Raw genomic sequence first — 19,715 nt, 5'->3', positions numbered from 1 at the left:
CGCGTAGGAGTACGACGGTAGCCGCACTGGTTCCCGCGCGGGCGCGGTGTGGTGACTCGACATCAGGGAAATGCAACCTCAGCCGGTGGGCACGACGGACGGGTGGGGTGGAGGGAGGTGGGGGGACCGGGGCGCGCCCGGCCGGACCGAGGTGCGTCGACCGGGCGCCGGGCCTACACGGCCATGCCGTACACGATCGTGAACAGCGTGCCGAGTGAGCCGATGATGAAGACGCCGGTCAGGCCCGCGATGATGAGGCCCTTGCCCTGTTCCGCGCTGAAGGTGTCCCGCAGCGCCGTGGCACCGATGCGCTGCTTGGCGGCGCCCCAGATGGCGATGCCGAGGCAGAGCAGGATGGCCACCGCCATCACGACCTCGATCATCACCTTCGCCTCGTTGCCCAGGCTGCCGAAGGGCCCCCAGTCCGGAGCGATTCCGCCGATGATGGTGTTGATGTCTCCCTTGTCGGCCGCAAAGAGCATGTAAGTCACCGCCCCTGGTGGGTAGTTCCGCGCCCTCTGCCTTGGCGCAGAGGTCAGGCATCATTGTCGCCGACAATGCCGCTGTCGTATGTCGACTTGGCGTCATTGATTGGCGGGTTTCGTACGAATACCTTGCCACCGGCCCGCATCGGTGCCTTGGGAGTCCCTCGAACGGACGCGGGGCGGTATACCGGGAGTCGTATCGTCACTCTGTGTATCACGGCAGGTCACGCCGGGCAATGAGATATGGGCGGAACCTGTCGTGTGGTTCCGTCGTTGACCCCTCTTACGCGTCTCTTGCGCGTCGGCGATCAGGTCGCTGGTCTGCGGGATCTCCGGGAGCGTGGGTGAAGGCTAACTCGGAATGACGAACGGGCCGCGGCCGGGTGCCGCGGCCCGTTCGTCACGGAACCGATCACATGGGGGTCGGGGTCAGCCGGTGAAGGCCGTCGTTCCCGCGGGGGTGCCGAGGCCGGTGGGGCCGTCGTAGCCGGTGGTGGCGGTGCAGAAGTAGCTGGTGGAGCAGGTGCCGTTGCTGCCGCTGGTCACGTCGTTGAGGGACGAGGTGTGCTGGTAGGGGAACTGGGCGGGGTAGCTGCTGCTCGACGGGGTGCCGGCGAGGGCGTAGACGCCCGCGATGATCGGCGAGGAGGCGCTGGTGCCGCCGAAGGTGTACCAGCCGGCGGTGACGCCGTAGGAGTCGTAGACCGAGACGCCGGTGGCGGGGTCGGCCACGGCGGAGACGTCCGAAACCATGCGCTTGGCGCAGCCGCTGTCGGTCTGCCAGGTCGGTTTGGCGTCGTAGGCGGAGCAGCCGGAGCCGGTGCCTTCCGTGCTGCTGGTGTTCCAGACCGTCTCGGTCCAGCCGCGGGTGGTGGACGTCTTCGACAGAGCGGTGCCGCCGACGGAGGTGACGTACCGGGACGAGGCCGGGTATTCGGCGCCGTAGCCCGCGTCGCCGGCGGAGACGGTGATGGCGACGCCGGGGTGGTTGAAGTACGAGGAGTCGTACGACGTGTCCGAGGAGGACTCGCCGCCGCCGTAGGAGTTGGAGACGTACTTGGCGCCCAGGGAGACGGCCTCGTTCACGGCCGTGCCGAGGTTGGCCATGGTGGCGGACTTGGCCTCGACCAGGAGGATCTTGCAGTTCGGGCAGATCGCGCTGGCCATGTCGAGGTCGAGGGAGATCTCCTCGGACCAGCCGGCGTCGCTGGTGGGCAGCGAGGTGGTGGAGCCGGTCTGGGAGACCTTCTTGAAGCAGCCGTTGGCGGTGGTGCAGGCCGACAGGCCGTAGTGCGAGCGGTAAGTGGTGAGGTCCGACTCCGCGTTGGGGTCGTTGTACGCGTCGACGATGGCGATGGTCCTGCCGGAGCCGTTGGAGGCGGCGGCGGAGGTCAGGCCGTAGGCCGACTGGAGGTCGGAGGGGCCGTAGCCGGAGGGGGTGGCGGCGTCGGCGGCGTCGGGGGTGATGCCCTCGGCCTTCTGGAAGGCGGTGGTGCCGCCCGTCACGCGGAGCGAGTCGCAGGCGAGTTCGCCGGCCTTCTTGGGGGTGGCGCAGGGGGTCGCGGCCCAGGTGACCCGGGCGGGGCTCACGGCGGCGTCCGCGTGGGCGGCGGCGCCGAGGCCGGTGAGAAGGAGCGCGGCGGTGGCGGTGACGGCGGAGCCGATGCGGCGCCATCTCAGACGTGTGGAGGGGGTGTTGGTACGCAAGGTGCAGCCTCCTGAATGATGGTGGAACAGGGGCGGTGCGGGTGCGTGCCGTCGGTGCGGTGTCCCCGGCGGCGGGCGGCGGCCCGCGACGACGGTCCCTTGTTGGGTACGTGACAACAAGGCAGGTGGCGGAATCCTGACCTCCGCCTTACTGAAACGGGACCGGGGCTTACTTCCCGATGGCCGATCGATGGACAGCGGGCGGCGGGCGCTTGACCCGACTCACAGGCGGGGTACGGGACTTCGCGGTACGGGACTTCGCGGTACAGGACTTCGCTGTACGGGGCGCAGGCTGCTTCGGATACGGCGAACGGGCCGCGACCTTGTCGTCGCGGCCCGCTGCCGTGTGTGCCGCCGAGGGAACCCCACGTTCCCCTCTCGAGGGCGGCTTCCCCGTGACCCGACGGGGAGTTCGTGCGGGGTGCTCAGCCGGTGAAGGCCGTCGTTCCCGCGGGGGTGCCGAGGCCGGTGGGGCCGTCGTAGCCGGTGGTGGCGGTGCAGAAGTAGCTGGTGGAGCAGGTGCCGTTGCTGCCCGAGGTCACGTCGTTGAGGGACGAGGTGTGCTGGTACGGGAACTGGGCGGGGTAGCTGCTGCTCGACGGGGTGCCGGCGAGGGCGTAGACGGCCGCGATGATGGGGGCGGAGGCGCTGGTGCCGCCGTAGGTGTTCCAGCCGGTGCCGTCGGAGCCGTAGGTGTCGTAGACGGAGACGCCGGTGGCGGGGTCGGCCACGGCGGAGACGTCGGCGATCATGCGCTTGGTGCAGCTGGTGTCGGTCTGCCAGGTGGGCTTGGCGTCGTAGGCGGAGCAGCCGGAGCCGGTGCCCTCGGTGCTGCTGGTGTTCCAGACGCTCTCGGTCCAGCCGCGGGTGGTGGAGGACTTGGAGAGCTTGGTGCCGCCGACCGCGGTGACGTACTTGGAGGCGGCCGGGTATTCGGCGCCGTAGCCCGCGTCGCCGGCGGAGACGGTGATGGCGACGCCGGGGTGGTTGAAGTACGAGGAGTCGTACGACGTGTCCGAGGAGGACTCGCCGCCGCCGTAGCTGTTGGAGACGAACTTCGCGCCCAGCTTCACGGCCTCGTTCACGGCCGTGCCCAGGTCGGCCATGCTCGACGAGTTGGCCTCGACGAGGAGGATCTTCGCGTTCGGGGCGATCGCGCTGGCCATGTCGACGTCGAGCGAGATCTCTCCGGCCCAGCCGCTGTCGGCGGTGGGGAGGGAGGTCGTGGAGCCGGTCTGGCTGACCTTCTTGAAGCAGCCGTTGGCGGTGGTGCAGGCGGAGAGGCCGTAGTACGAGCGGTAAGTCGCGAGGTCGGCCTCGGCGTTGGGGTCGTCGTAGGCGTCGACGATGGCGATGGTCTGGCCGGAGCCGCCCGAGGTCGAGGCGGAGGTCAGGCCGTAGGCGGACCGGAGGTCACTGGGGCCGTAGCCGGTCGGGGTGGCCGAGGCGGCGTTCGGCTTGACGGTCGCGGGGGCGACGCCCTTCTTCGCGGCCTGCTCCTCCTGGAAGGCGGTGGTGCCGCTGGTGACGCGCAGGGCGTTGCAGGACGCGAAGCCCTTCTTCGGGGTGGCGCCACACGCGCTCTCGTACTGCACGTGCGCCTTCGCGACGGCGGCGGCGATCGCCTTGCCGCTCGCCTTGGGCTGCGCGGTCGCGGTGTCCGCGCTCGCGTGGGCCGCGGTGCCGAGGCCGGCGATCAGGAGCGCGGTGGTGGCCGCGGCGGCGGAGCCGATACGGCGCCATCTGCCGGGTATGTGGGGGGTGTTCGTGCTGTACGTACGCAACGTAAAGCCTCCTGGGAGTGGGTGCAGAGGCCTGCGGGGTGGGGGGTCCACCGGTGAGGTTCCCGGTGGGGGCGGCGGCCCGCGACGACGATCGCTTGTTGAGTACGTGACAAACAAGGCGGGTGGCGGAATCCTGACTTCCGCCTTACTGAAGGGTGTCGGGGGGTTACCGGACGATGGCCCGCCGATGGGCGGCGAATGGTCAAGCCTTGACCATCTACACGCGTTGCGCACAACTCCCGAGGGGTGTCACCTGGGCTTGAGCCCGTGGAGCAACTGGTGGATCAGTTCCTCTACGGCGTCCAGGGCGGCGTCGGGGGCGTAGGTGCCGTTGGCCGTGAAGGCGGCGAGGCCGTGCAGGGCGGCGCCCACGGTGAGGGTGAGCTGTTCGGGGTCGCCCGCGATGATCTCGTCCCGCTGTTGGGCGGCCGCGATGACCCGCTCCAGTGAGCCCACCGTGCGGTCGAGCGCGGCCGTCATCTGCTCGGAGGCGTCGGGTTCGTGCTTGCGGGCGTACATGAGTTCCAGCAGCTCGGCGTTGTTGATGGCGAAGCCGAGGTAGGCCCGGGCGAACGCGGTCAGGCGCGGCTGGAGCGGCAGTGCCGGGTCGTCGGCGGCCTCCAGGGCGTGGGCCATGCGCTCGAAGCCGTTCTGGGCCAGGGCGTTGAGCAGGGCCTGCTTGTCCTTGAAGTGGCGGCCGGGGGCGGCGTGGCTCACGCCGACGTCGCGGGCCAGTTCCCGCAGTGACAGCGAGGCGACGCCCTTCTCCCGAAGGGTGCGTTCCGCGCTCGCGAGCAGGGCGGTGCGCAGGTCTCCGTGATGGTAGGGGCGGGTCTCGGGCTTCTCGGAGGGCATGGAGCCCATCGTATCGGGATGTAGGCGCCGCCAGCATTGTTGGCATCGCCATCTTTGTTGTCATTGACATCATTGTTGACGTCGCCTACATTGCAGATATGGCTATCGACAAGACTGGCAAGAACGGCACGTGGAACGCGGCCCGCCTCCCCGACCTCACCGGCCGTACGGCGGTCGTCACCGGCGCCAACAGCGGCATCGGGCTCACCGCCGCGACCGCGCTGGCCGGAGCGGGCGCGCATGTGGTGCTCGCCGTACGGGATCCGCGGCGGGGCGAGGCGGCGGCGCGGACGGTGAACGGCAGCGCGGAGGTGCGGCGGCTGGACCTGGCGGACCTGTCGTCCGTACGGGAGTTCGCGGCGGCGTGGGAGGGCCGGCCGCTGGACCTGCTGATCAACAACGCCGGCGTGATGATGATCCCGCAGCAGCGCACCGCGGACGGCTTCGAGATGCAGTTCGGCACGAACCACCTGGGGCACTTCGCCCTGACGAACCTGCTCCTGCCGTACATCACCGACCGGGTGGTCACCGTGTCCTCCGGCGCCCACCGCATGGGTGACGGGAAGATCCACTTCGACGACCCGAACCTGACGGGCAACTACGGTCCGGTCCGCGCCTACGCCCAGTCGAAGCTCGCGAACCTCCTCTTCACCCTCGAACTCCAGCGCCGCCTGGCCGAGTCCGGCTCCCGCGTCCGCGCCCTGGCGGCCCACCCCGGGTACGCGGCCACCAACCTCCAGAGCCACGCGTCGAGCCGGGCGGCCCTGCTCTTCATGAAGATCGGCAACCGCTTCTTCGCCCAGGACGACAGGGCCGGCGCCCTGCCCACGCTGTACGCCGCCACCCAGGACCTCCCCGGCGCGAGCTACGTCGGCCCGGACGGCCGCGGCGAGATGAAGGGCGCCCCCACCCTCGTGGGCCGCTCCACCGCGGCCAGCGACCCGGCCGCCGCACGCCGCCTGTGGACGACGTCGGAGGAGCTGACGGGGGTGCGGTTCCCGCAGGAGGCTCCGGTGGCGGGGTGAGGAAGCGCCCTCACACGCCGTTCGGTGTGTGAGGGCGCTGCCCCTGTTACCGCTGCAATGCCGCCCCTGTTACTGCTGGGGCGCCGCTGCGGGAGACGGGGCCGGGGAGGCGGGTGGGGTGGCCGCGTCGGCCGGCTTGCCCGGGAGGGGCTCGAAGGCCAGGGCGTCCCAGGCGATGGAGTCGTCGCCGGTGCCGTTCGCGGTGTCCGAGCTCAGGGAGACGCTCGGGGTGCCGTGGAACTCGTACGACCCCAGGGAGACCCAGGTGTTCTTGCCGCCGGAGTCCTGGGAGATCGTCTTGTCCACGACCGTGCCGTCGCCGAGGGCGATGTGGTAGGTCGCCTCGTCCGTGTTGGCCTGGTGGTCGGGCAGGTGGACCATGACGCGCGCCCAGCCCTCGATCGACCGGTCGGGCGTCCAGGTGCCGGTGACGACCGAGTCGGTGTACTTCGGGTCCCGGGTGTGCGTGAACCAGAAGTGGCCGCCGAAGGCCGAACCCAGCTGGTGGAAGTCGATCTTCGACGGGTAGACCGTCGCCCCCTTCAGCTCCGCCGAGCCGAAGGTGAACGACAGCGTGCCGCGACTGGTCCAGTTCCGCTCGCCGGCGCACGGGTTGGTGTCACCGACCCGGAACTTCACCGAGTTCGGCACGTCGTCCACGATCAGCGCGTTGCGCGGAAGCGTGGAGGAGCATTCCGCCGGGTGCGGCGAGGTGGGCCGCGGCTCGGGGTCGGTCGCCTGATACGTCAGCACCTCGGTGCCGCAGGTCGTGGCGCAGTCCGTCCACTTGACCGGCTCGTGCCACCAGCACTTGAAGTCGTCCCGCTGGCAGGGTCCTTCGGGCTGGCTGGACCCCTCGACCTTGCGGGGCTTGGACGGGTCGCACTCATTGGCGGTGGGCGTGCAGAAGGTGGTGTGCGGCGGCTGGGCGTCCTGCGCCTTGCCCGTCGGCCAGCTGCCGACCGCGTAGCCCGGACCGCTCGCGCCCGTCGTCGGATCGGTCTTCTTCTGGGCGTACGACGCCCAGCCGAGCACCCGCTCCGGGTACGTCCACAGGTTGGGGGTGCGGGCGTCGTCGTAGCCGTTGGCCAGGAACATCTTCCGGTCCGGCGGGTAGATGCCGTTGGCCGGGTTGTTGAACCAGCCCAGGCCCCAGGGGGCGGAGGCGTTCGAGGCGTCCGGCTGGTTGAAACCGCTGTTGTACGCCCACAGCGCGAACCACCAGTTCTCCAGGTACTTCGGGTCACCGCCGTTGGCGAGGATGCCCTCGTCGTAGACCTGGTTCCACTTGTCCTGGAGGTGCTGCACGCTCGCGGCGATGTTGGCCGCGTAGTCCACGGTGATCGCCTTCTGCTGCTCGGCGGTGTACGTGGAGTCGGACTTGGCCATGCCGGTGGTCACCTGGCCGATGCCGTAACCGCAGTCGGAGGCCGACCAGTCGACGGTGTGCACGCTGCCGCCGTTGCCGTAGTAGCCGCCCTGGGTGAAGTTGCCGCTCTCACCGGGGGCCGCCAGGGAGCTGGCCTGGAGCATGTTGGTCTCCTGGGCGAGCACCCCGAGCAGGATCTGCGCGGGCACCCGGCCGCCGCCCTTGAGCGCGATCGGCGGGAACAGTGCCTGCGGGCTGTACGACGCGAGGTCCGTGCCGTTCCAGCCCTTGTTGCGGCGTACGTCGAGCTTGCCCTGCACGGCGAGGTCCGTCGCCCACTCGACCATGGCGGGGCTCGGCTGGAGGGCCTGGAGTCCGGGGTCGTTGCGGGTGACGGCGCAGGCGCGGTCGGGGTCGGTGGTGGTGGTCGCGGGGCCGGTGTCGGCGGTGTCCGCGGCCGTGTCGTCGGCGGTGGTCCGCGCCGCGGTGCCGTCCGTTGCGTCCAGCTGCATGCGGGTCAGCTGGCTGCTGTGGTCGGGGGCGTTCGTGCCGCCGCCGAGCAGGGCCGGGGACTGGGCGGTGCCCTGTCCCCGCGGGGCCTTGGGCTTCACCCGGAAGTCGACGGTCTCGCCGGATCCGGTCAGCAGGGCGTTGATGCCGACGGGCCGGGCGGTGTCGGGGGTGGCCAGGGCCTTCTTTGCGTCCGCGTTCTTGCCGTCGTCCGCTCCGGCGCCGGCCGCCTCGGCGCCGTTGGCGACGGCGGTGAGGGCGAGACCGCCTGTGGTGGAGACGTCGGACGTGGCCGGGACGCCGTCGAGGATCTTCCAGCCCGTGGGGAGCGCGGAGTCCTGGACGGTGTCCTGGGCGTCCTCGCCGGTCAGGAAGACCCGGCCGCCGGTGCCGCGCAGCGACAGCGCGCCGAGCAGGCCGGAGCCGAGCAGCCGGTCGGAGCCGCCTTGGGCGACCCGGCGGACCTGCACCTTCTTTCCGGCCGGGACCTGGTAGGCGAGGCCGCTGTGCGCGTCCGGCACCAGCCGGAACGGGGTGCCGTCGGTACGGGCCAGGGTGCGCAGGACACCCTTGGCGTTCACCGACACCACCGACTTGCCGGCCGCCGCGGCGATCCCGGAGCCGAAGGGCACGGGGGAGGTGAGCTGGCCCGGCACGGTCTGCTCGTGCGTCAGCCTGCCCAGCCGCGCGTCGAGCGTCAGCAACTGCGTGCCGTCGCCGTCCGGCCGGGAGAGGACGGCCTGTTCGCCGTCGCCGCAGCCCGGGTTGAAGTAGGCCATGGAGACCAGCTCCGGCAGCTTGGTCACCTTGCCGGACCTCAGGTCGACCACGGCCGCGAACGCGCCCTGCTGGAAGCTCTGTTGGTCGTTGACGACCTGCCGGGGCGCGTAGACGACGACCGCGCGGTCACCGGACGCCGTCACACAGCTCTGGCCGATCCACTGGTCGGTGTCGATGCCCGGCTCGGACAGGGTGGCCGCGGTGCGCCAGGCGTACGCGTTCGCGGCGTCCGCGACCAGGACGTGCAGTCCTGTGCTGTCCCCGTCGTACGTGACGATCCTGTCGTCGGAGTCCTGCCAGCCGGAAGGCAGTCGGGAGGTGTCGGTCACCCTGTCGGAAAGGGTCGGTCCGTCGGTTTCCGACGAGTCGGTCAGGGCCGCGGACGCGAACGGCGCCACGATCGCCATCGCCAGGACGGATATCGCCCCGGCTGCGAACATACGGCCACGTCGGCTTTTCGGCACCCGCCAGCGGTGCCTTCCCTCTGGAGTTCTACGAGAAGTGCGCACGGAATTCCGCCATGATTCATTTGTGAAGGTCGTGGCCTGCCCTCGGTGTCCCCCGGGCAGGTCAGGCGGAAGTTATCAGCCGAAGTGAACGTTTTCGGTGCGGTGGCGCATCTACCAGCGGGTATCCACGGAATGTCCACGAGGGCCATTCCTCAGGTCCAGGTTCGTGCTTGGGACTTGAACAATTCGGGGTCGCTGTGCACCGGAATGACACACAGCAAGTGACCTCCGGGGGCGCGCAGTACGCGGCACTCCAGCCACTGGGCCACTTGTGTCGCGCCGAGTTCCAGCAGCCGTGCCGTTTCCGCTTCTACGTCGTCGGTCTCGATGTCGATGTGAAAGCGGGGCGCGTCGTCCGCCGCGACCGCCTGGACGGCCGTGACCAGACCGGGGATCGCCTCGCGCAACGACGTGAACTGCTCCTCCTCCGGCACGGGGTGGGCCGGCGCGCCCAGCGCCGCCGACCAGAAGGCCGCCGCGGCGGCGGCCTCCGGCCCGGGGGTGTCGATCAGAAGGGCGAACACACGGCTTCTATGCATGCGGAGGATTCTGCGCGGCCTCCACGAAGTGGTCGAACTCGCCTGCCTGTACGCCGAGTACGAAGGCGTCCCACTTGCGGCGGGTCGTCGTGACGACGGTCTCCGGGGCGCTGGTCTCCCTCAGGTAGACGGGGGCGTCCCCGTCGTCCCCTTCCGTGCTCTCCCCGAACGCGATCTCGATCCACGGCCCGGGCCCGGTCGCCTCCGGCGGGGCGGCACGGGTCCAGGTCAGGTCGGCGGGGATGTCACCCACGGTGGGGCTCCTTCTTGAGTGCGGTGAGGAGGGCGTCGAAGGCGGCGGGGGTGGCGGTGAGTATGGAGGGGGTGGGGTCGCTGGATTCGGTTATGTGGATCTTGGCGGTGCGGGGGGCTGCGCCGACGTGTACACAGGACTCGCCTTCGCCGCAGTGGGTGGACTTCTGCCAGGAGATGGTGGACATGCCTGCCTCTCAGAGGGACTGGATGACGCTGTGGATGAGGGCTCGTGACTCCAGTTCGATCAGGCTCAGGGCCATCAGGCGGTCGAGGACCTTGCGGTACTTGTCGAGTTGCGCCTCGGCATCCAGCAGGGCGATTCCGTGCGACTGGTCGAGCTGGACGGTGTCGAGTTGCGGTACGGGTCCGTGGACGTAGTAGATGGGCTGGCCCGATCCGGGATAACCGCCGGCGTCGAAAGGGATCACGTGGATCGAGATGTTGGGGTGGTCGCTCATCTTGAGCAGGTGCTTCAGCTGCTGCTTGGCGATCTCGCGTCCACCGAACCTCATGCGCAGGGCGGCCTCGTGGATGATCGCCTGATACGGGATCGGCGTCTTCCGGAAGAGCACGGCCTGGCGCTTGATTCGGAAGGAGGCGCGGTGCTCCACCTCGGGGGGCGAGAGCTCGGGAACGACCTGGCGGAAGATCTCACGGGAGTGGTCCAGCGTCTGAAGCAGGCCGGGGATGCCCGAGGTGTGGGCCGTGCGCAACGCGGTTCCGTGGGACTCCAGTTCGGCCAGGTCCAGTAGCCCGGACGGCAGGATCTCCCGGTACTCCTCCCACCAGCCGCGCCGGCGTTCGCCGGTCATCCCGGCGATGGCTTCGACGAGTGCCTTGTCGGGGCAGTCGTACTGGCAGGCCATCGTGCGCACCCGATCCGCGCTCACCGCGAGGCGTCCGGTCTCCATGTTGCTGACCTGTGCCTGCTTGATGCCGAGCAGCCGAGCCGCCTCGGTCGATGTCAGACCCGCTCGTTCGCGCAGCTTGCGCAGCTCGGCCCCGAAACGGAGTTGGCGCGCCGTCGGGTTCGTCCTCACGGGCATGCCGTCGTTCCTCCGTACTGGTCGTCACCCACATGGGTGATTGCCTTAGGTATAGCTCCGAATGGGATGAAGGTTATACACCGGCCCGCTACTTTGGGATCGGCGCCGCGATACCCAGAAGCGCACCGCCCGACGGGGTGGCAAGCCACTGGGTGAACGAGTAACTCCCCACAGTGATCGGAGACTTCCATGGCCACCGTAACCCCGCCCTGGTCCTACACCCTCCACCTCCCGCACGATCCACACGCACCGGGGATCGGCCGCGCAACCCTCCGCGCCGTCCTCGCCGCACACGGACACGCCGAACTCACCCCCACCGCCGAACTCCTGGCCTCCGAACTCCTCACCAACGCCCACCGCCACACCACCGGCCCGTACGCCCTCCGCCTCCGCGCCATGGAACCCGGCCGCCTCCGAGTCGCCGTCTGGGACACGGATCCGAGGGTCCCGCCGGGGTTCCGCGCCGGGGACGCCGTACCGCCGCCGTGCGACGCAGAGAGCGGGCGCGGACTGCACCTGGTGCGGGCGTGTGCCGACTCGGTCGGTGTGTCCGTGCTGCGGGAGTGGGGGGCGTCCAAGGGCGGGAAGCTGCTGTGGGCCGAGTGGGGCCGGTCGCGCTGACCTGTTTCTCACCTTCGTTCGGAATGCTGGGTTCCGATGAAGCGCATGCCTTGCCCCGCCGTCCTGTACGTCGTCGTCCTGCTCACCGTCACCTCGGCCTCCGAGGCCGCCGCGGACGACGGGTCGGGGCCGTTCGGGGTCACCGTGACGGCCGCGCCGACCGCGGAGAGCGCCCGGGTCGGCCCCCTGTTCTCCAAGGACGGGCACTTCTGCACCGCCTCCGTCGTGCACAGTCCGCGCCGGGACCTCCTGGTGACCGCGGCGCACTGCCTGGACGACGGTGACGGGGGGCTGGTGTTCGAGCCCGGGTATCGGAACGGCCGCGCTCCCCACGGTGTGTGGAGGATCGTGCGGCGGTATCTGCCGGACGGGTGGGCCAAGGGGCAGCACGAGGACAGTGACGTGGGGTTCGCGGCCGTCGCGGAGAACGGGGGCCGGGGGGTCGAGGACGCGGTGGGTGGCAATCGGTTCGTGGTCGGTACGGCCACGGGGGCGACCGCCGTGACCGTCACCGGCTACCCCGCCTCCCGGGAGACGCCGGTCCGCTGCACCAACAAGCCGACCCTTCACAGCCGTACACAACAACGCGTCGACTGTCCCGACTTCAGCGGGGGCACCAGCGGCAGCCCGTGGGTGAACGGGGACGGGCAGGTCGTCGGGGTCCTGGGCGGGCACGAGGGAGGCGGGTTCACCGCGGACGTGTCGTACAGCGTGGTGCTGGGGGCGGAGGCCGGCGCGCTGTACCGGACGGCGGAACGGTGCCAGAAGGACTCCACCGGCTGAGAAAGGCCGGACCGGCTGAGAAAGCTCCGGTTGCAGGGGTTTTCCCGTGGGAAGCTCCTAAACTGACGCGGGCGGACTGCGTGTGGGCGAGGGGCGGTTGACGGTGCGTAAGGCATGGATCGTGGGGGGTGTCGCCGTCGGGGCGGCGCTCAGCTTCGTGATGCTGCTCGTCGTCGGTGTGTACGTCGTCGCCGGAAACCTCGCCAACACCGTGAGCGGGGGCACCAAGGCGCTCGCCAAGGGGGCCGTGCCCGCCGCCTATCAGAGCCTGGTGCAGAAGTGGGGCAACCTCTGCCCCGCCATCAACCCGGCCCTGCTCGCCGCCCAGCTCTACCAGGAGAGCGGATTCAACCCCACCGCCAAGAGCCCGGCGGCCGCCCAGGGGATCGCGCAGTTCATCCCCGGGACCTGGGCCACGCACGGGGTCGACGGCGACGGGGACGGCGACAAGGACGTATGGGATCCCAATGACGCGATTCCGTCCGCCGCGTCGTACGACTGTTCCCTCGCCTCGTACGTGAAGGACGTTCCCGGGAATCTGACCGAAAACATGCTCGCCTCGTACAACGCGGGTGCTTACGCGGTCATCAAGTACGGGGGTGTTCCGCCGTACCGGGAAACCCAGAACTACGTGAAGCAGATCACCACGCTGGAGGAGAGCTTCGCCGCCCCCGTAAGCCGGGTCGATCCCTCGAAACAGGCCGCCGGTGCCATCGACTACGCGCAGAAGAAATTGGGGACGCCCTATCTGTGGGGCGGGACCGGGACCGCTGAGCAGGGCGGGCGATTCGACTGCTCGGGGCTCACGCAGGCGGCGTACGAGACTGTGGGGATCACGCTGCCGAGGGTGGCGAACGACCAGTACAACGCGGGGCCGCATCCGGCCAGGGACGAGCTGCTGCCCGGGGATCTGGTGTTCTTCTCGGACGACCTCACGAACTCGCGTGCCATCCGGCATGTGGGGATTTACGTGGGCGGCGGATACATGATCGACGCACCGAGAACGGGTGCTGTGATCCGGTTCGACCCGATCGACACCCCGGACTATTTCGGCGCCACGAGGGTCACCGAAGATGGCGCGAAAGCGCTCCCCACGACGGTGTGAACCGAGCGTGAACCCACCCCCTGAGCTGCACGGATGAGTCTCTCTTCGATAACGTCTGAGTGATCATTCGGTGGAGTGTGGAACGTATGGACTGGAGTCATGCGTTCCTAGGTTTCGTAGGCGAGCGAAGCGGATCTACACACCACGGGGGTGGGCAACAGCGGTGCGCAGCAAGGGCGCGCGCCGGGAGAGACGACGAAGGGGCCGCGCACCATGGCTGGACTCGCAGAATCCGGGTCGAACCCCGACGTCGATCTGCTGTACGACATCAACGGCCTCGCCAAGGACGCTCCGCCGTGGTTCGACCGGGTCATGGAGTTCGTCGGCGAGTACGGAATCCTGTTCGGCGTCGTGCTGCTCATCCTGTGCTGCTGGTGGACCGTGCGCCGCCAGGGTGGCGAGGACGCCGCGTCCTCCGTGGCCGCCCTGGTGTGGGCACCGCTCGCGGCCGGCATCGCCGTCCTGGTGAACGTGCCGATAAGGGGCTTCGTGGAGCGGCCCCGCCCCTTCCGCACCCATCAAGGGCTGGAAGTCCTCGTCGACGGCAAGACCGACTACTCCTTCGTGAGCGATCACGCGACCATCACGATGGCCATGGCCGTCGCCCTCTTCGTCGCCCACCGCAAGTTCGGGCTCGTGGGCCTCGGCCTCGCGCTCGCCGAGGGCTTCTGCCGGGTCTACATGGGCGTGCACTATCCGACCGACGTCGTCGGCGGCTTCGCGCTCGGTACGGCCGTCGCCCTGCTGCTCTCTCCCGTCGCCATGGCCCTGCTCACTCCGGTGACCAAGGCGATCGAGCGGTCCCCGCATGCCGGGTGGCTGATCCGGGCGCGGGGGGCGTCGGCCGACGGGGACGAGCAGGGAGCCGTGGTGCCCGGGGCGCGGAAGGAAGCGGCCGGGGCCGAGGAGCGGGACCTCGCGGCCTAGCCCCGCGGGGCTTGAGCGGGCGTGATCCCTACAGTGCCTGCGGGAACGTGAAGAAGCGGTCCGGGTCGTACTGCTTCTTGATCTTCGTCAGACGGGTCGCCGCGTCGCCGTAGTACGCCTTGCGCCAGTCCTTCAGGCTCGCGTCCGTGTAGTTCTGGTAGGCCGCGCCTGAGGCGTACGGCTTCATCGCCGTGTGGGCCGAGGCCAGCCAGGACTGCGCCGTCGTGCCGCTCGTGCCGGCCCGCCACGAGGCGATGTACTGGGCCAGCATGCGCGAGCGGCGGTGGACGAACGCCGTCGCCGTCGGCGAGACGTGGTTCACCGCGCCGCCGAGCGCCGTGAACGCGATGCTGCCCGAGCCGCCGCGCACCGACCGCAGCTGCTTCAGCAGGGTCTGGATCCCGGCGGTGGAGAGCGAACGGTCGAAGAAGTCCGACTTCGCAGCGTACGTCTCCCGGCCCAGGGCGCCCGTCGGGGTGCGGCCCGGGGTGGAGCCGGGCAGGTGGCACTGGGCGTCGGAGGAGAAGGACGAGCAGCCGGCGTAGATCTCCATCGCCTCCTCGTACGTACGACGACGCAGGGAGACGCTGGTCGCCCGGGCGCCGACCTTGGCGGCGAGGCGGTCGACCGCGTTCTGCAGTTCGCCGTGGGTGCCGAGGGAGAAGGCGGCGACGGAGACCGTCGGGGTGCCGCCGGCGTGGCCCTCCAGGTGCAGCGACGACCAGATCTCGTCGGGCTGGGTGGGGCCCCACTCCTGCCAGGCCCTCATCACCGCGGCCGCCCTCGCCCAGGGCCACGACAGGTACGCCGTCACCGCCTGGGGGGCGGGGTGCGTTCTGTACTGGAGTTCCGTGACGACGCCGAAGTTGCCGTTGCCCGCGCCGCGCAGGGCCCAGAAGAGGTCCTTGTGGTCGGTGGCGTTCGCGGTGAGCTGCTTGCCGTCCGCCGTGACGATCGTCGCCTGCGTGAGGCTGTCGCAGGTCAGGCCGTACGCGCGGGAGACGACGCCGTGGCCGCCGCCGAGGGTGAGGCCGGAGACGCCGACGCTCGGGCAGGAGCCCGCGGGGATCGTGACGCCCTTCGCCGCGAGGGCGCGGTAGACGTCGATCAGCTTGGAGCCGGCGCCTACCACTGCCGTGGTGCCGCTCGCCCTGACGCGGTTGAGTTTCGATACGTCGATGATCAGGCGGCCGTTGCCTGATGACCAGCCGGCGTAGGAGTGGCCGCCGTTTCGGATCGCCACGTGGACGTTGTGGGCGCGGGCGTAGGTGAGGGCCGTGCGGATGTCCTCGGCGTGGGCGATGTAGGCGACGGCGGCGGGTTTGAGGGGGTCGAAGCGGGTGTTGTAGAGCTGGTGTGCCGCGGGCCAGTTGGTGTCGCCGGGGCGGATGAGGGGGCCGTCGAGGTCTCGGGCCAGAGCGGTCCAGGTGGCGGGGGTGGTGCGGGAGGTCTTTGTGGCGGTGGCGGTGGTCCGGGTGGTCGCCGTCGAAGTGCTCGACCCGGAACCGGAGCTGCTGGTTGTTTTGCAGGCCGTTGCGGCTGCGGCCAGGGTTGCTGCGGTGCCGCCTATGAAGGTGCGCCGTTCCATGTTGCCTCCCGTGGGGTTACGTGGAACGAGACGGAGTGCTGGGGGCCGGGGTTCCATGGTGCGGGGTGTCTGTGGCCGGCCGGGGGTGGGGTCGCTCACCGGCGCTTGCCGGGTGCCGCCTCTCTGTGGGACGGGCGCCGCCCTAGGCGGCACGATTGCCCGCAGCTATGGCGGCTCGAGTGCGTTACGTGGACGTGTGTGCCTGGGCGTCTGTTCTTGCCAGGCTTCTTGCTCTTCGGGCCGGGCCTCGCCAGCCGCAGGTGCAGTGGGCCGTGCAGAAGCGGCCCTTCTCGATGGTGGACGTGCGGTGCTCCGGGGTGTCCGGAGGAGGGGGGAGCCTGTCCTGCTGAGCCACGCCGACAACGTTACCCAGCCCGGGTAAAGCGCGGGTATGCGCGTGACGGGGCCACCTACCCGTCGTTATCCGGAACGACAAGGAGCCCGTGACGGACGTACCCGCTGGGGGGCAGGCAGGCGATGGCGGAGCGGCAGAGGCGGACGGGCGGAGCACGGGTGGGGGCGGCGGTCGTCGCCTGTGTGTGTCTCGGGACCACGGGGTGCGCGGGGAGCGCGGAGGGGTCCGCGGACGGACGGGGCGCGGATCCGGTGCAGACCGTGCGGCAGGTCGCCGACGCCCTGGTGGAGGCGGGGAGTTCGAAGGCGCGGACGTCCATGGAGATGGCCACCGGCGGGACGCGGGTGACCATCCGGGGCGAGGGCGTGTACGACTACCGGCGGCAGCTGGGCCGGTTGAAGGTGGTGCTGCCGCAGGACCCGGCGGGGACGAACGAGCACCGGCCGATCACCGAACTCCTCGCACCCGGCGCGCTGTTCATGAAGAACCGGGGCGCGGGAGTGCCCGCCGACAAGTGGGTGCGGGTCGACACCGCCACGCTGTCCGACGGGAACCTGGTCACCGGTGGGGCCACGGACCCGTTCGCCGCGGCCGAGGTGCTGCGCGGGACGCGGTCGGCGACGTACATGGGGGAGACCGAGGTCGCGGGGGCCGCGGTGCGGCACTACCGGGGGACGGCGGATCTCGGCGTGGCGGCCAGGGGCGCTTCCGCTGGGAACAGGGGGCCGCTCGCGGCGGCGGCGAAAGGGTTCGCCACGGCCGAGGTGCCGTTCGACGTCTACCTCGACGACGAGGGACGGATCCGCAAGATCCGGCACCGGTTCAGCTTCGTGAGCGGCGAGCGCAACGGCACGGTGGCGGTCGCCTCCACGACGCTGCTGTACGACTTCGGGGTGCGGACGGACGTACGACTGCCCGCGTCCGGGGACATCTACGCCGGGAAGATCGCCGAGGAATGAGGCCCGCCGCCGGGGGCAGGAGGCCGTGACGGGCGTCAAGAACTAGCCCGTCCGTGCCATGCGCGGTGCGTATGCCGCTCCCTACTCTAGGAAGTCGGTAACGGCAGAGAAGAGGTGATGCGCGTGGCTCCGGTCGGCGGTACGGCAGTTCAGGACCACGTGGCCCTCGCCGAGATCGAACTGTGCGGAGAGCTGATCATCGCGGCCTCGGCGGCCGGCGAGGAACGGCTCAGCCTGGAGAGCATCGACGAGGTGCTGCGCGTGGCCGAAGAACGTGCGGATGCCTCCGGCTTCTGAGCCGGAGGCATCTCCCTGAGGACGGGCCGGCTCAGGTGCGCAGCAGGCGGCCGATCGCCTTCGTCGCCTCCTCCACCTTCGCGTCGACCTCGGCGCCGCCCTTGACGGCCGCGTCGGCGACGCAGTGGCGCAGATGCTCCTCCAGCAGCTGGAGGGCGAAGGACTGGAGGGCCTTGGTGGAGGCGGACACCTGGGTGAGTATGTCGATGCAGTAGACGTCCTCGTCGACCATCCGCTGCAGGCCACGGATCTGGCCCTCGATGCGGCGCAGCCGCTTGAGGTGCTCGTCCTTCTGCTTGTGGTAGCCGTGCACGGTTTCGGCCGCGGGAGTGGGGGAAGGCGCTTCCGCTCCGGCCTCGGTGGTCGTCATCGCGTCCTCCACATCACTGGGCACACTGGGGACATTCATATACCCCTACTGGGTATATCGTACCGAACTTTGCTGGGTATAGGGCCTGCGGAAGGCCCCCGTGCCGACCACTCTGCCTGATGGGCGACACTGGGGGACGGCCCATTAGCCGTGGCCGGATGATGCACTTAGCATCAGCCTGACCGAAACCGATGCACCCCGAGGACCCCTTGTGCGCTTTCGTCTGACCCCCAGGGAGACGAGCTTCTACGACATGTTCGCCGCCTCCGCGGACAACATCGTCACGGGCTCGAAGCTCCTGATGGAACTGCTCGGGGCGGACGCTTCCGCCCGGGCCGAGATCGCAGAGCGTATGCGGGCCGCTGAACACGCGGGTGACGATGCCACGCACGCGATCTTCCACCAGCTGAACTCCTCGTTCATCACGCCCTTCGACCGCGAGGACATCTACAACCTCGCGTCGTCCCTCGACGACATCATGGACTTCATGGAGGAGGCCGTCGACCTGGTCGTCCTCTACAACGTCGAGGAACTCCCCAAGGGCGTCGAGCAGCAGATCGAGGTACTGGCACGGGCGGCGGAGCTGACGGCCGAGGCCATGCCGAACCTCCGGACCATGGACAACCTCACCGAGTACTGGATCGAGGTCAACCGGCTGGAGAACCAGGCCGACCAGATCCACCGCAAGCTGCTGGCCATGCTCTTCAACGGCAAGTACGAGGCCATCGAGGTGCTGAAGCTCAAGCAGATCGTGGACGTGCTGGAGGAAGCGGCCGACGCGTTCGAGCACGTGGCGAACACGGTGGAGACCATCGCCGTCAAGGAGTCCTGAGCACTTCATGGACACCTTCGCTCTGGTAGCGACCATCGGGGTCGCGCTCTTCTTCACCTACACCAACGGCTTCCACGACTCGGCCAACGCGATCGCCACGTCCGTGTCGACGCGTGCGCTCACGCCCCGGGCGGCGCTCGCGATGGCCGCTGTCATGAACCTTGCCGGTGCGTTTCTCGGTTCCGGGGTCGCCAAGACCGTCAGCGAGGGCCTGATCCAGACACCCGAGGGGTCGAAGGGGATGGGCATCCTCTTCGCGGCCCTCGTGGGCGCGATCACCTGGAACCTGATCACCTGGTACTTCGGCCTCCCTTCCTCCTCCTCGCACGCGCTGTTCGGCGGGATGGTGGGGGCCGCGCTCGCGGGCGGTACGACCGTGTACTGGCACGGCGTGCTGGAGAAGGTCGTCATCCCGATGTTCATCTCGCCGGTGGTCGGTCTGGTCGCCGGCTATCTCGTGATGACCGCCATCATGTGGATCTTCCGGCGGGCCAATCCCCACAAGGCCAAGCGTGGGTTCCGTATCGCGCAGACCGTGTCCGCGGCCGGTATGGCCCTCGGGCACGGCCTCCAGGACGCGCAGAAGACGATGGGCATCGTGGTGATGGCGCTCGTCATCGCCGACGTCGAGGACTACGGCGATCCCATTCCGGTCTGGGTCAAGATCGTGTGCGCGGTGATGTTGTCGCTGGGGACGTATGCGGGTGGGTGGCGGATCATGCGGACGCTTGGGCGCAAGATCATTGAGTTGGATCCGCCGCAGGGGTTTGCCGCGGAGACGACTGGGGCGTCGATCATGTTCGCCACGGCGTTTCTTTTCAAGGCGCCGATTTCCACGACTCATGTCATCACGTCCGCGATCATGGGTGTGGGGGCGACGAAGCGGGTGAACGCGGTGCGGTGGGGTGTTGCCAAGAACATCATCCTCGGCTGGTTCATCACGATGCCGGCCGCTGCGGCGGTGGCGGCGTGCTCCTTCTGGATCGTCAATCTCGCGTTTCTGTAAAGCCGGTT

20 protein-coding genes are annotated in these 19,715 nt (G+C 69.5%); 9 read left to right on the top strand and 11 right to left on the bottom strand.

Features of this window, described 5'->3' with window-relative positions:
• Positions 1–173 precede the first annotated feature (173 nt).
• The 4 genes from K4B79_RS46000 to K4B79_RS45985 all read right to left on the bottom strand — a co-directional run bounded on the left by K4B79_RS46000 (position 174) and on the right by K4B79_RS45985 (position 4,840).
• On the bottom strand, positions 174–482 hold the full coding sequence (locus K4B79_RS46000; protein ID WP_003991275.1) for a hypothetical protein: 309 nt from the start codon (positions 480–482) through the stop codon (positions 174–176).
• A 432-nt stretch (positions 483–914) separates the two neighbouring features.
• Positions 915–2,192: a S53 family peptidase gene (locus K4B79_RS45995; protein WP_232033444.1), complete on the bottom strand. Its 1,278-nt coding sequence runs from the start codon at positions 2,190–2,192 to the stop codon at positions 915–917.
• A 425-nt stretch (positions 2,193–2,617) separates the two neighbouring features.
• Entirely contained in the window at positions 2,618–3,976 is a 1,359-nt protein-coding gene (locus tag K4B79_RS45990; protein WP_232033443.1) for a S53 family peptidase, read from the bottom strand.
• Between the two features lie 249 nt (positions 3,977–4,225).
• Entirely contained in the window at positions 4,226–4,840 is a 615-nt protein-coding gene (locus K4B79_RS45985) for a TetR/AcrR family transcriptional regulator (RefSeq protein ID WP_232033442.1), read from the bottom strand.
• An 89-nt stretch (positions 4,841–4,929) separates the two neighbouring features.
• Between K4B79_RS45985 and K4B79_RS45980 the strand changes: the two genes are divergently transcribed.
• Positions 4,930–5,856, top strand: a complete 927-nt coding sequence (locus K4B79_RS45980) for an oxidoreductase (RefSeq protein WP_232033441.1) — start codon at positions 4,930–4,932, stop codon at positions 5,854–5,856.
• 69 nt (positions 5,857–5,925) lie between these two features.
• Here K4B79_RS45980 and K4B79_RS45975 read toward each other — a convergent pair whose 3' ends face one another.
• From K4B79_RS45975 to K4B79_RS45955, 5 genes are all read right to left on the bottom strand, one after another.
• Positions 5,926–8,955: a golvesin C-terminal-like domain-containing protein gene (locus tag K4B79_RS45975; protein WP_232033440.1), complete on the bottom strand. Its 3,030-nt coding sequence runs from the start codon at positions 8,953–8,955 to the stop codon at positions 5,926–5,928.
• A 221-nt stretch (positions 8,956–9,176) separates the two neighbouring features.
• On the bottom strand, positions 9,177–9,563 hold the full coding sequence (locus K4B79_RS45970) for a VOC family protein (protein ID WP_232033439.1): 387 nt from the start codon (positions 9,561–9,563) through the stop codon (positions 9,177–9,179).
• Positions 9,556–9,816 (bottom strand): DUF397 domain-containing protein, encoded by a 261-nt coding sequence (locus K4B79_RS45965; RefSeq protein WP_232033438.1) that lies wholly within the window; start codon positions 9,814–9,816, stop codon positions 9,556–9,558. The genes K4B79_RS45970 and K4B79_RS45965 overlap by 8 nt, the downstream gene beginning before the upstream one ends.
• Complete coding sequence (locus K4B79_RS45960; RefSeq protein ID WP_232033437.1) at positions 9,809–10,003, bottom strand: DUF397 domain-containing protein; 195 nt, start codon at positions 10,001–10,003, stop codon at positions 9,809–9,811. Before K4B79_RS45960 ends, K4B79_RS45965 begins: the two co-directional genes overlap by 8 nt.
• Positions 10,004–10,012: 9 nt before the next feature.
• On the bottom strand, positions 10,013–10,864 hold the full coding sequence (locus K4B79_RS45955) for a helix-turn-helix domain-containing protein (protein ID WP_232033436.1): 852 nt from the start codon (positions 10,862–10,864) through the stop codon (positions 10,013–10,015).
• Between the two features lie 189 nt (positions 10,865–11,053).
• Here K4B79_RS45955 and K4B79_RS45950 point away from each other — a divergent pair, with 189 nt between their 5' ends.
• From K4B79_RS45950 to K4B79_RS45935, 4 genes are all read left to right on the top strand, one after another.
• Entirely contained in the window at positions 11,054–11,485 is a 432-nt protein-coding gene (locus K4B79_RS45950) for an ATP-binding protein (RefSeq protein WP_232033435.1), read from the top strand.
• Positions 11,486–11,521: 36 nt separating this feature from the next.
• Positions 11,522–12,268: a trypsin-like serine peptidase gene (locus tag K4B79_RS45945; RefSeq protein ID WP_232033434.1), complete on the top strand. Its 747-nt coding sequence runs from the start codon at positions 11,522–11,524 to the stop codon at positions 12,266–12,268.
• 97 nt (positions 12,269–12,365) lie between these two features.
• Positions 12,366–13,373 (top strand): C40 family peptidase, encoded by a 1,008-nt coding sequence (locus tag K4B79_RS45940; protein WP_269464766.1) that lies wholly within the window; start codon positions 12,366–12,368, stop codon positions 13,371–13,373.
• Between the two features lie 213 nt (positions 13,374–13,586).
• On the top strand, positions 13,587–14,300 hold the full coding sequence (locus K4B79_RS45935) for a phosphatase PAP2 family protein (RefSeq protein ID WP_232033432.1): 714 nt from the start codon (positions 13,587–13,589) through the stop codon (positions 14,298–14,300).
• A 28-nt stretch (positions 14,301–14,328) separates the two neighbouring features.
• Here K4B79_RS45935 and K4B79_RS45930 read toward each other — a convergent pair whose 3' ends face one another.
• Positions 14,329–15,888 (bottom strand): FAD-binding oxidoreductase, encoded by a 1,560-nt coding sequence (locus K4B79_RS45930; RefSeq protein ID WP_232033431.1) that lies wholly within the window; start codon positions 15,886–15,888, stop codon positions 14,329–14,331.
• 477 nt (positions 15,889–16,365) lie between these two features.
• Between K4B79_RS45930 and K4B79_RS45925 the strand changes: the two genes are divergently transcribed.
• Both K4B79_RS45925 and K4B79_RS45920 read left to right on the top strand, forming a co-directional pair.
• On the top strand, positions 16,366–17,202 hold the full coding sequence (locus K4B79_RS45925; protein WP_232033430.1) for a hypothetical protein: 837 nt from the start codon (positions 16,366–16,368) through the stop codon (positions 17,200–17,202).
• A 117-nt stretch (positions 17,203–17,319) separates the two neighbouring features.
• Positions 17,320–17,499 carry a hypothetical protein gene (locus K4B79_RS45920; protein ID WP_067435378.1) on the top strand — a complete coding sequence of 60 codons (180 nt, stop codon included), beginning with the start codon at positions 17,320–17,322 and terminating at the stop codon, positions 17,497–17,499.
• Between the two features lie 31 nt (positions 17,500–17,530).
• Here the strand turns inward: K4B79_RS45920 and K4B79_RS45915 are convergent, their stop codons facing one another.
• A complete protein-coding gene (locus K4B79_RS45915) occupies positions 17,531–17,869 on the bottom strand; it encodes a metal-sensitive transcriptional regulator (protein WP_232033429.1) in 339 nt (112 codons plus the stop codon).
• Between the two features lie 211 nt (positions 17,870–18,080).
• Here K4B79_RS45915 and K4B79_RS45910 point away from each other — a divergent pair, with 211 nt between their 5' ends.
• Together K4B79_RS45910 and K4B79_RS45905 are read left to right on the top strand one after the other, a co-directional pair.
• Complete coding sequence (locus K4B79_RS45910) at positions 18,081–18,701, top strand: DUF47 domain-containing protein (protein WP_045555910.1); 621 nt, start codon at positions 18,081–18,083, stop codon at positions 18,699–18,701.
• Between the two features lie 7 nt (positions 18,702–18,708).
• Entirely contained in the window at positions 18,709–19,707 is a 999-nt protein-coding gene (locus tag K4B79_RS45905) for an inorganic phosphate transporter (RefSeq protein ID WP_232033428.1), read from the top strand.
• The last annotated feature ends 8 nt before the right edge of the window (positions 19,708–19,715 follow it).

The organism is Streptomyces lincolnensis (genome assembly GCF_021173675.1).
GTDB classification, from domain to species: domain Bacteria; phylum Actinomycetota; class Actinomycetes; order Streptomycetales; family Streptomycetaceae; genus Streptomyces; species Streptomyces lincolnensis_B.
The sequence above is the reverse complement of the archived record's forward strand: the minus strand, read 5'-3'. Positions and strand labels throughout refer to the sequence as shown.

Coding starts and splice junctions, on each gene's coding strand:
- K4B79_RS45975 (WP_232033440.1), bottom strand. CDS start 8,955: ATGTTCGCAGCCGGGGCGATATCCGTCCTGGCGATGGCGATCGTGGCG.
- K4B79_RS45985 (WP_232033442.1), bottom strand. CDS start 4,840: ATGGGCTCCATGCCCTCCGAGAAGCCCGAGACCCGCCCCTACCATCAC.
- K4B79_RS45925 (WP_232033430.1), top strand. CDS start 16,366: ATGGCGGAGCGGCAGAGGCGGACGGGCGGAGCACGGGTGGGGGCGGCG.
- K4B79_RS45950 (WP_232033435.1), top strand. CDS start 11,054: ATGGCCACCGTAACCCCGCCCTGGTCCTACACCCTCCACCTCCCGCAC.
- K4B79_RS45945 (WP_232033434.1), top strand. CDS start 11,522: ATGAAGCGCATGCCTTGCCCCGCCGTCCTGTACGTCGTCGTCCTGCTC.
- K4B79_RS45915 (WP_232033429.1), bottom strand. CDS start 17,869: ATGACGACCACCGAGGCCGGAGCGGAAGCGCCTTCCCCCACTCCCGCG.
- K4B79_RS45930 (WP_232033431.1), bottom strand. CDS start 15,888: ATGGAACGGCGCACCTTCATAGGCGGCACCGCAGCAACCCTGGCCGCA.
- K4B79_RS45920 (WP_067435378.1), top strand. CDS start 17,320: ATGCGCGTGGCTCCGGTCGGCGGTACGGCAGTTCAGGACCACGTGGCC.
- K4B79_RS45905 (WP_232033428.1), top strand. CDS start 18,709: ATGGACACCTTCGCTCTGGTAGCGACCATCGGGGTCGCGCTCTTCTTC.
- K4B79_RS45980 (WP_232033441.1), top strand. CDS start 4,930: ATGGCTATCGACAAGACTGGCAAGAACGGCACGTGGAACGCGGCCCGC.
- K4B79_RS45960 (WP_232033437.1), bottom strand. CDS start 10,003: ATGTCCACCATCTCCTGGCAGAAGTCCACCCACTGCGGCGAAGGCGAG.
- K4B79_RS45970 (WP_232033439.1), bottom strand. CDS start 9,563: ATGCATAGAAGCCGTGTGTTCGCCCTTCTGATCGACACCCCCGGGCCG.
- K4B79_RS45935 (WP_232033432.1), top strand. CDS start 13,587: ATGGCTGGACTCGCAGAATCCGGGTCGAACCCCGACGTCGATCTGCTG.
- K4B79_RS46000 (WP_003991275.1), bottom strand. CDS start 482: ATGCTCTTTGCGGCCGACAAGGGAGACATCAACACCATCATCGGCGGA.
- K4B79_RS45955 (WP_232033436.1), bottom strand. CDS start 10,864: ATGCCCGTGAGGACGAACCCGACGGCGCGCCAACTCCGTTTCGGGGCC.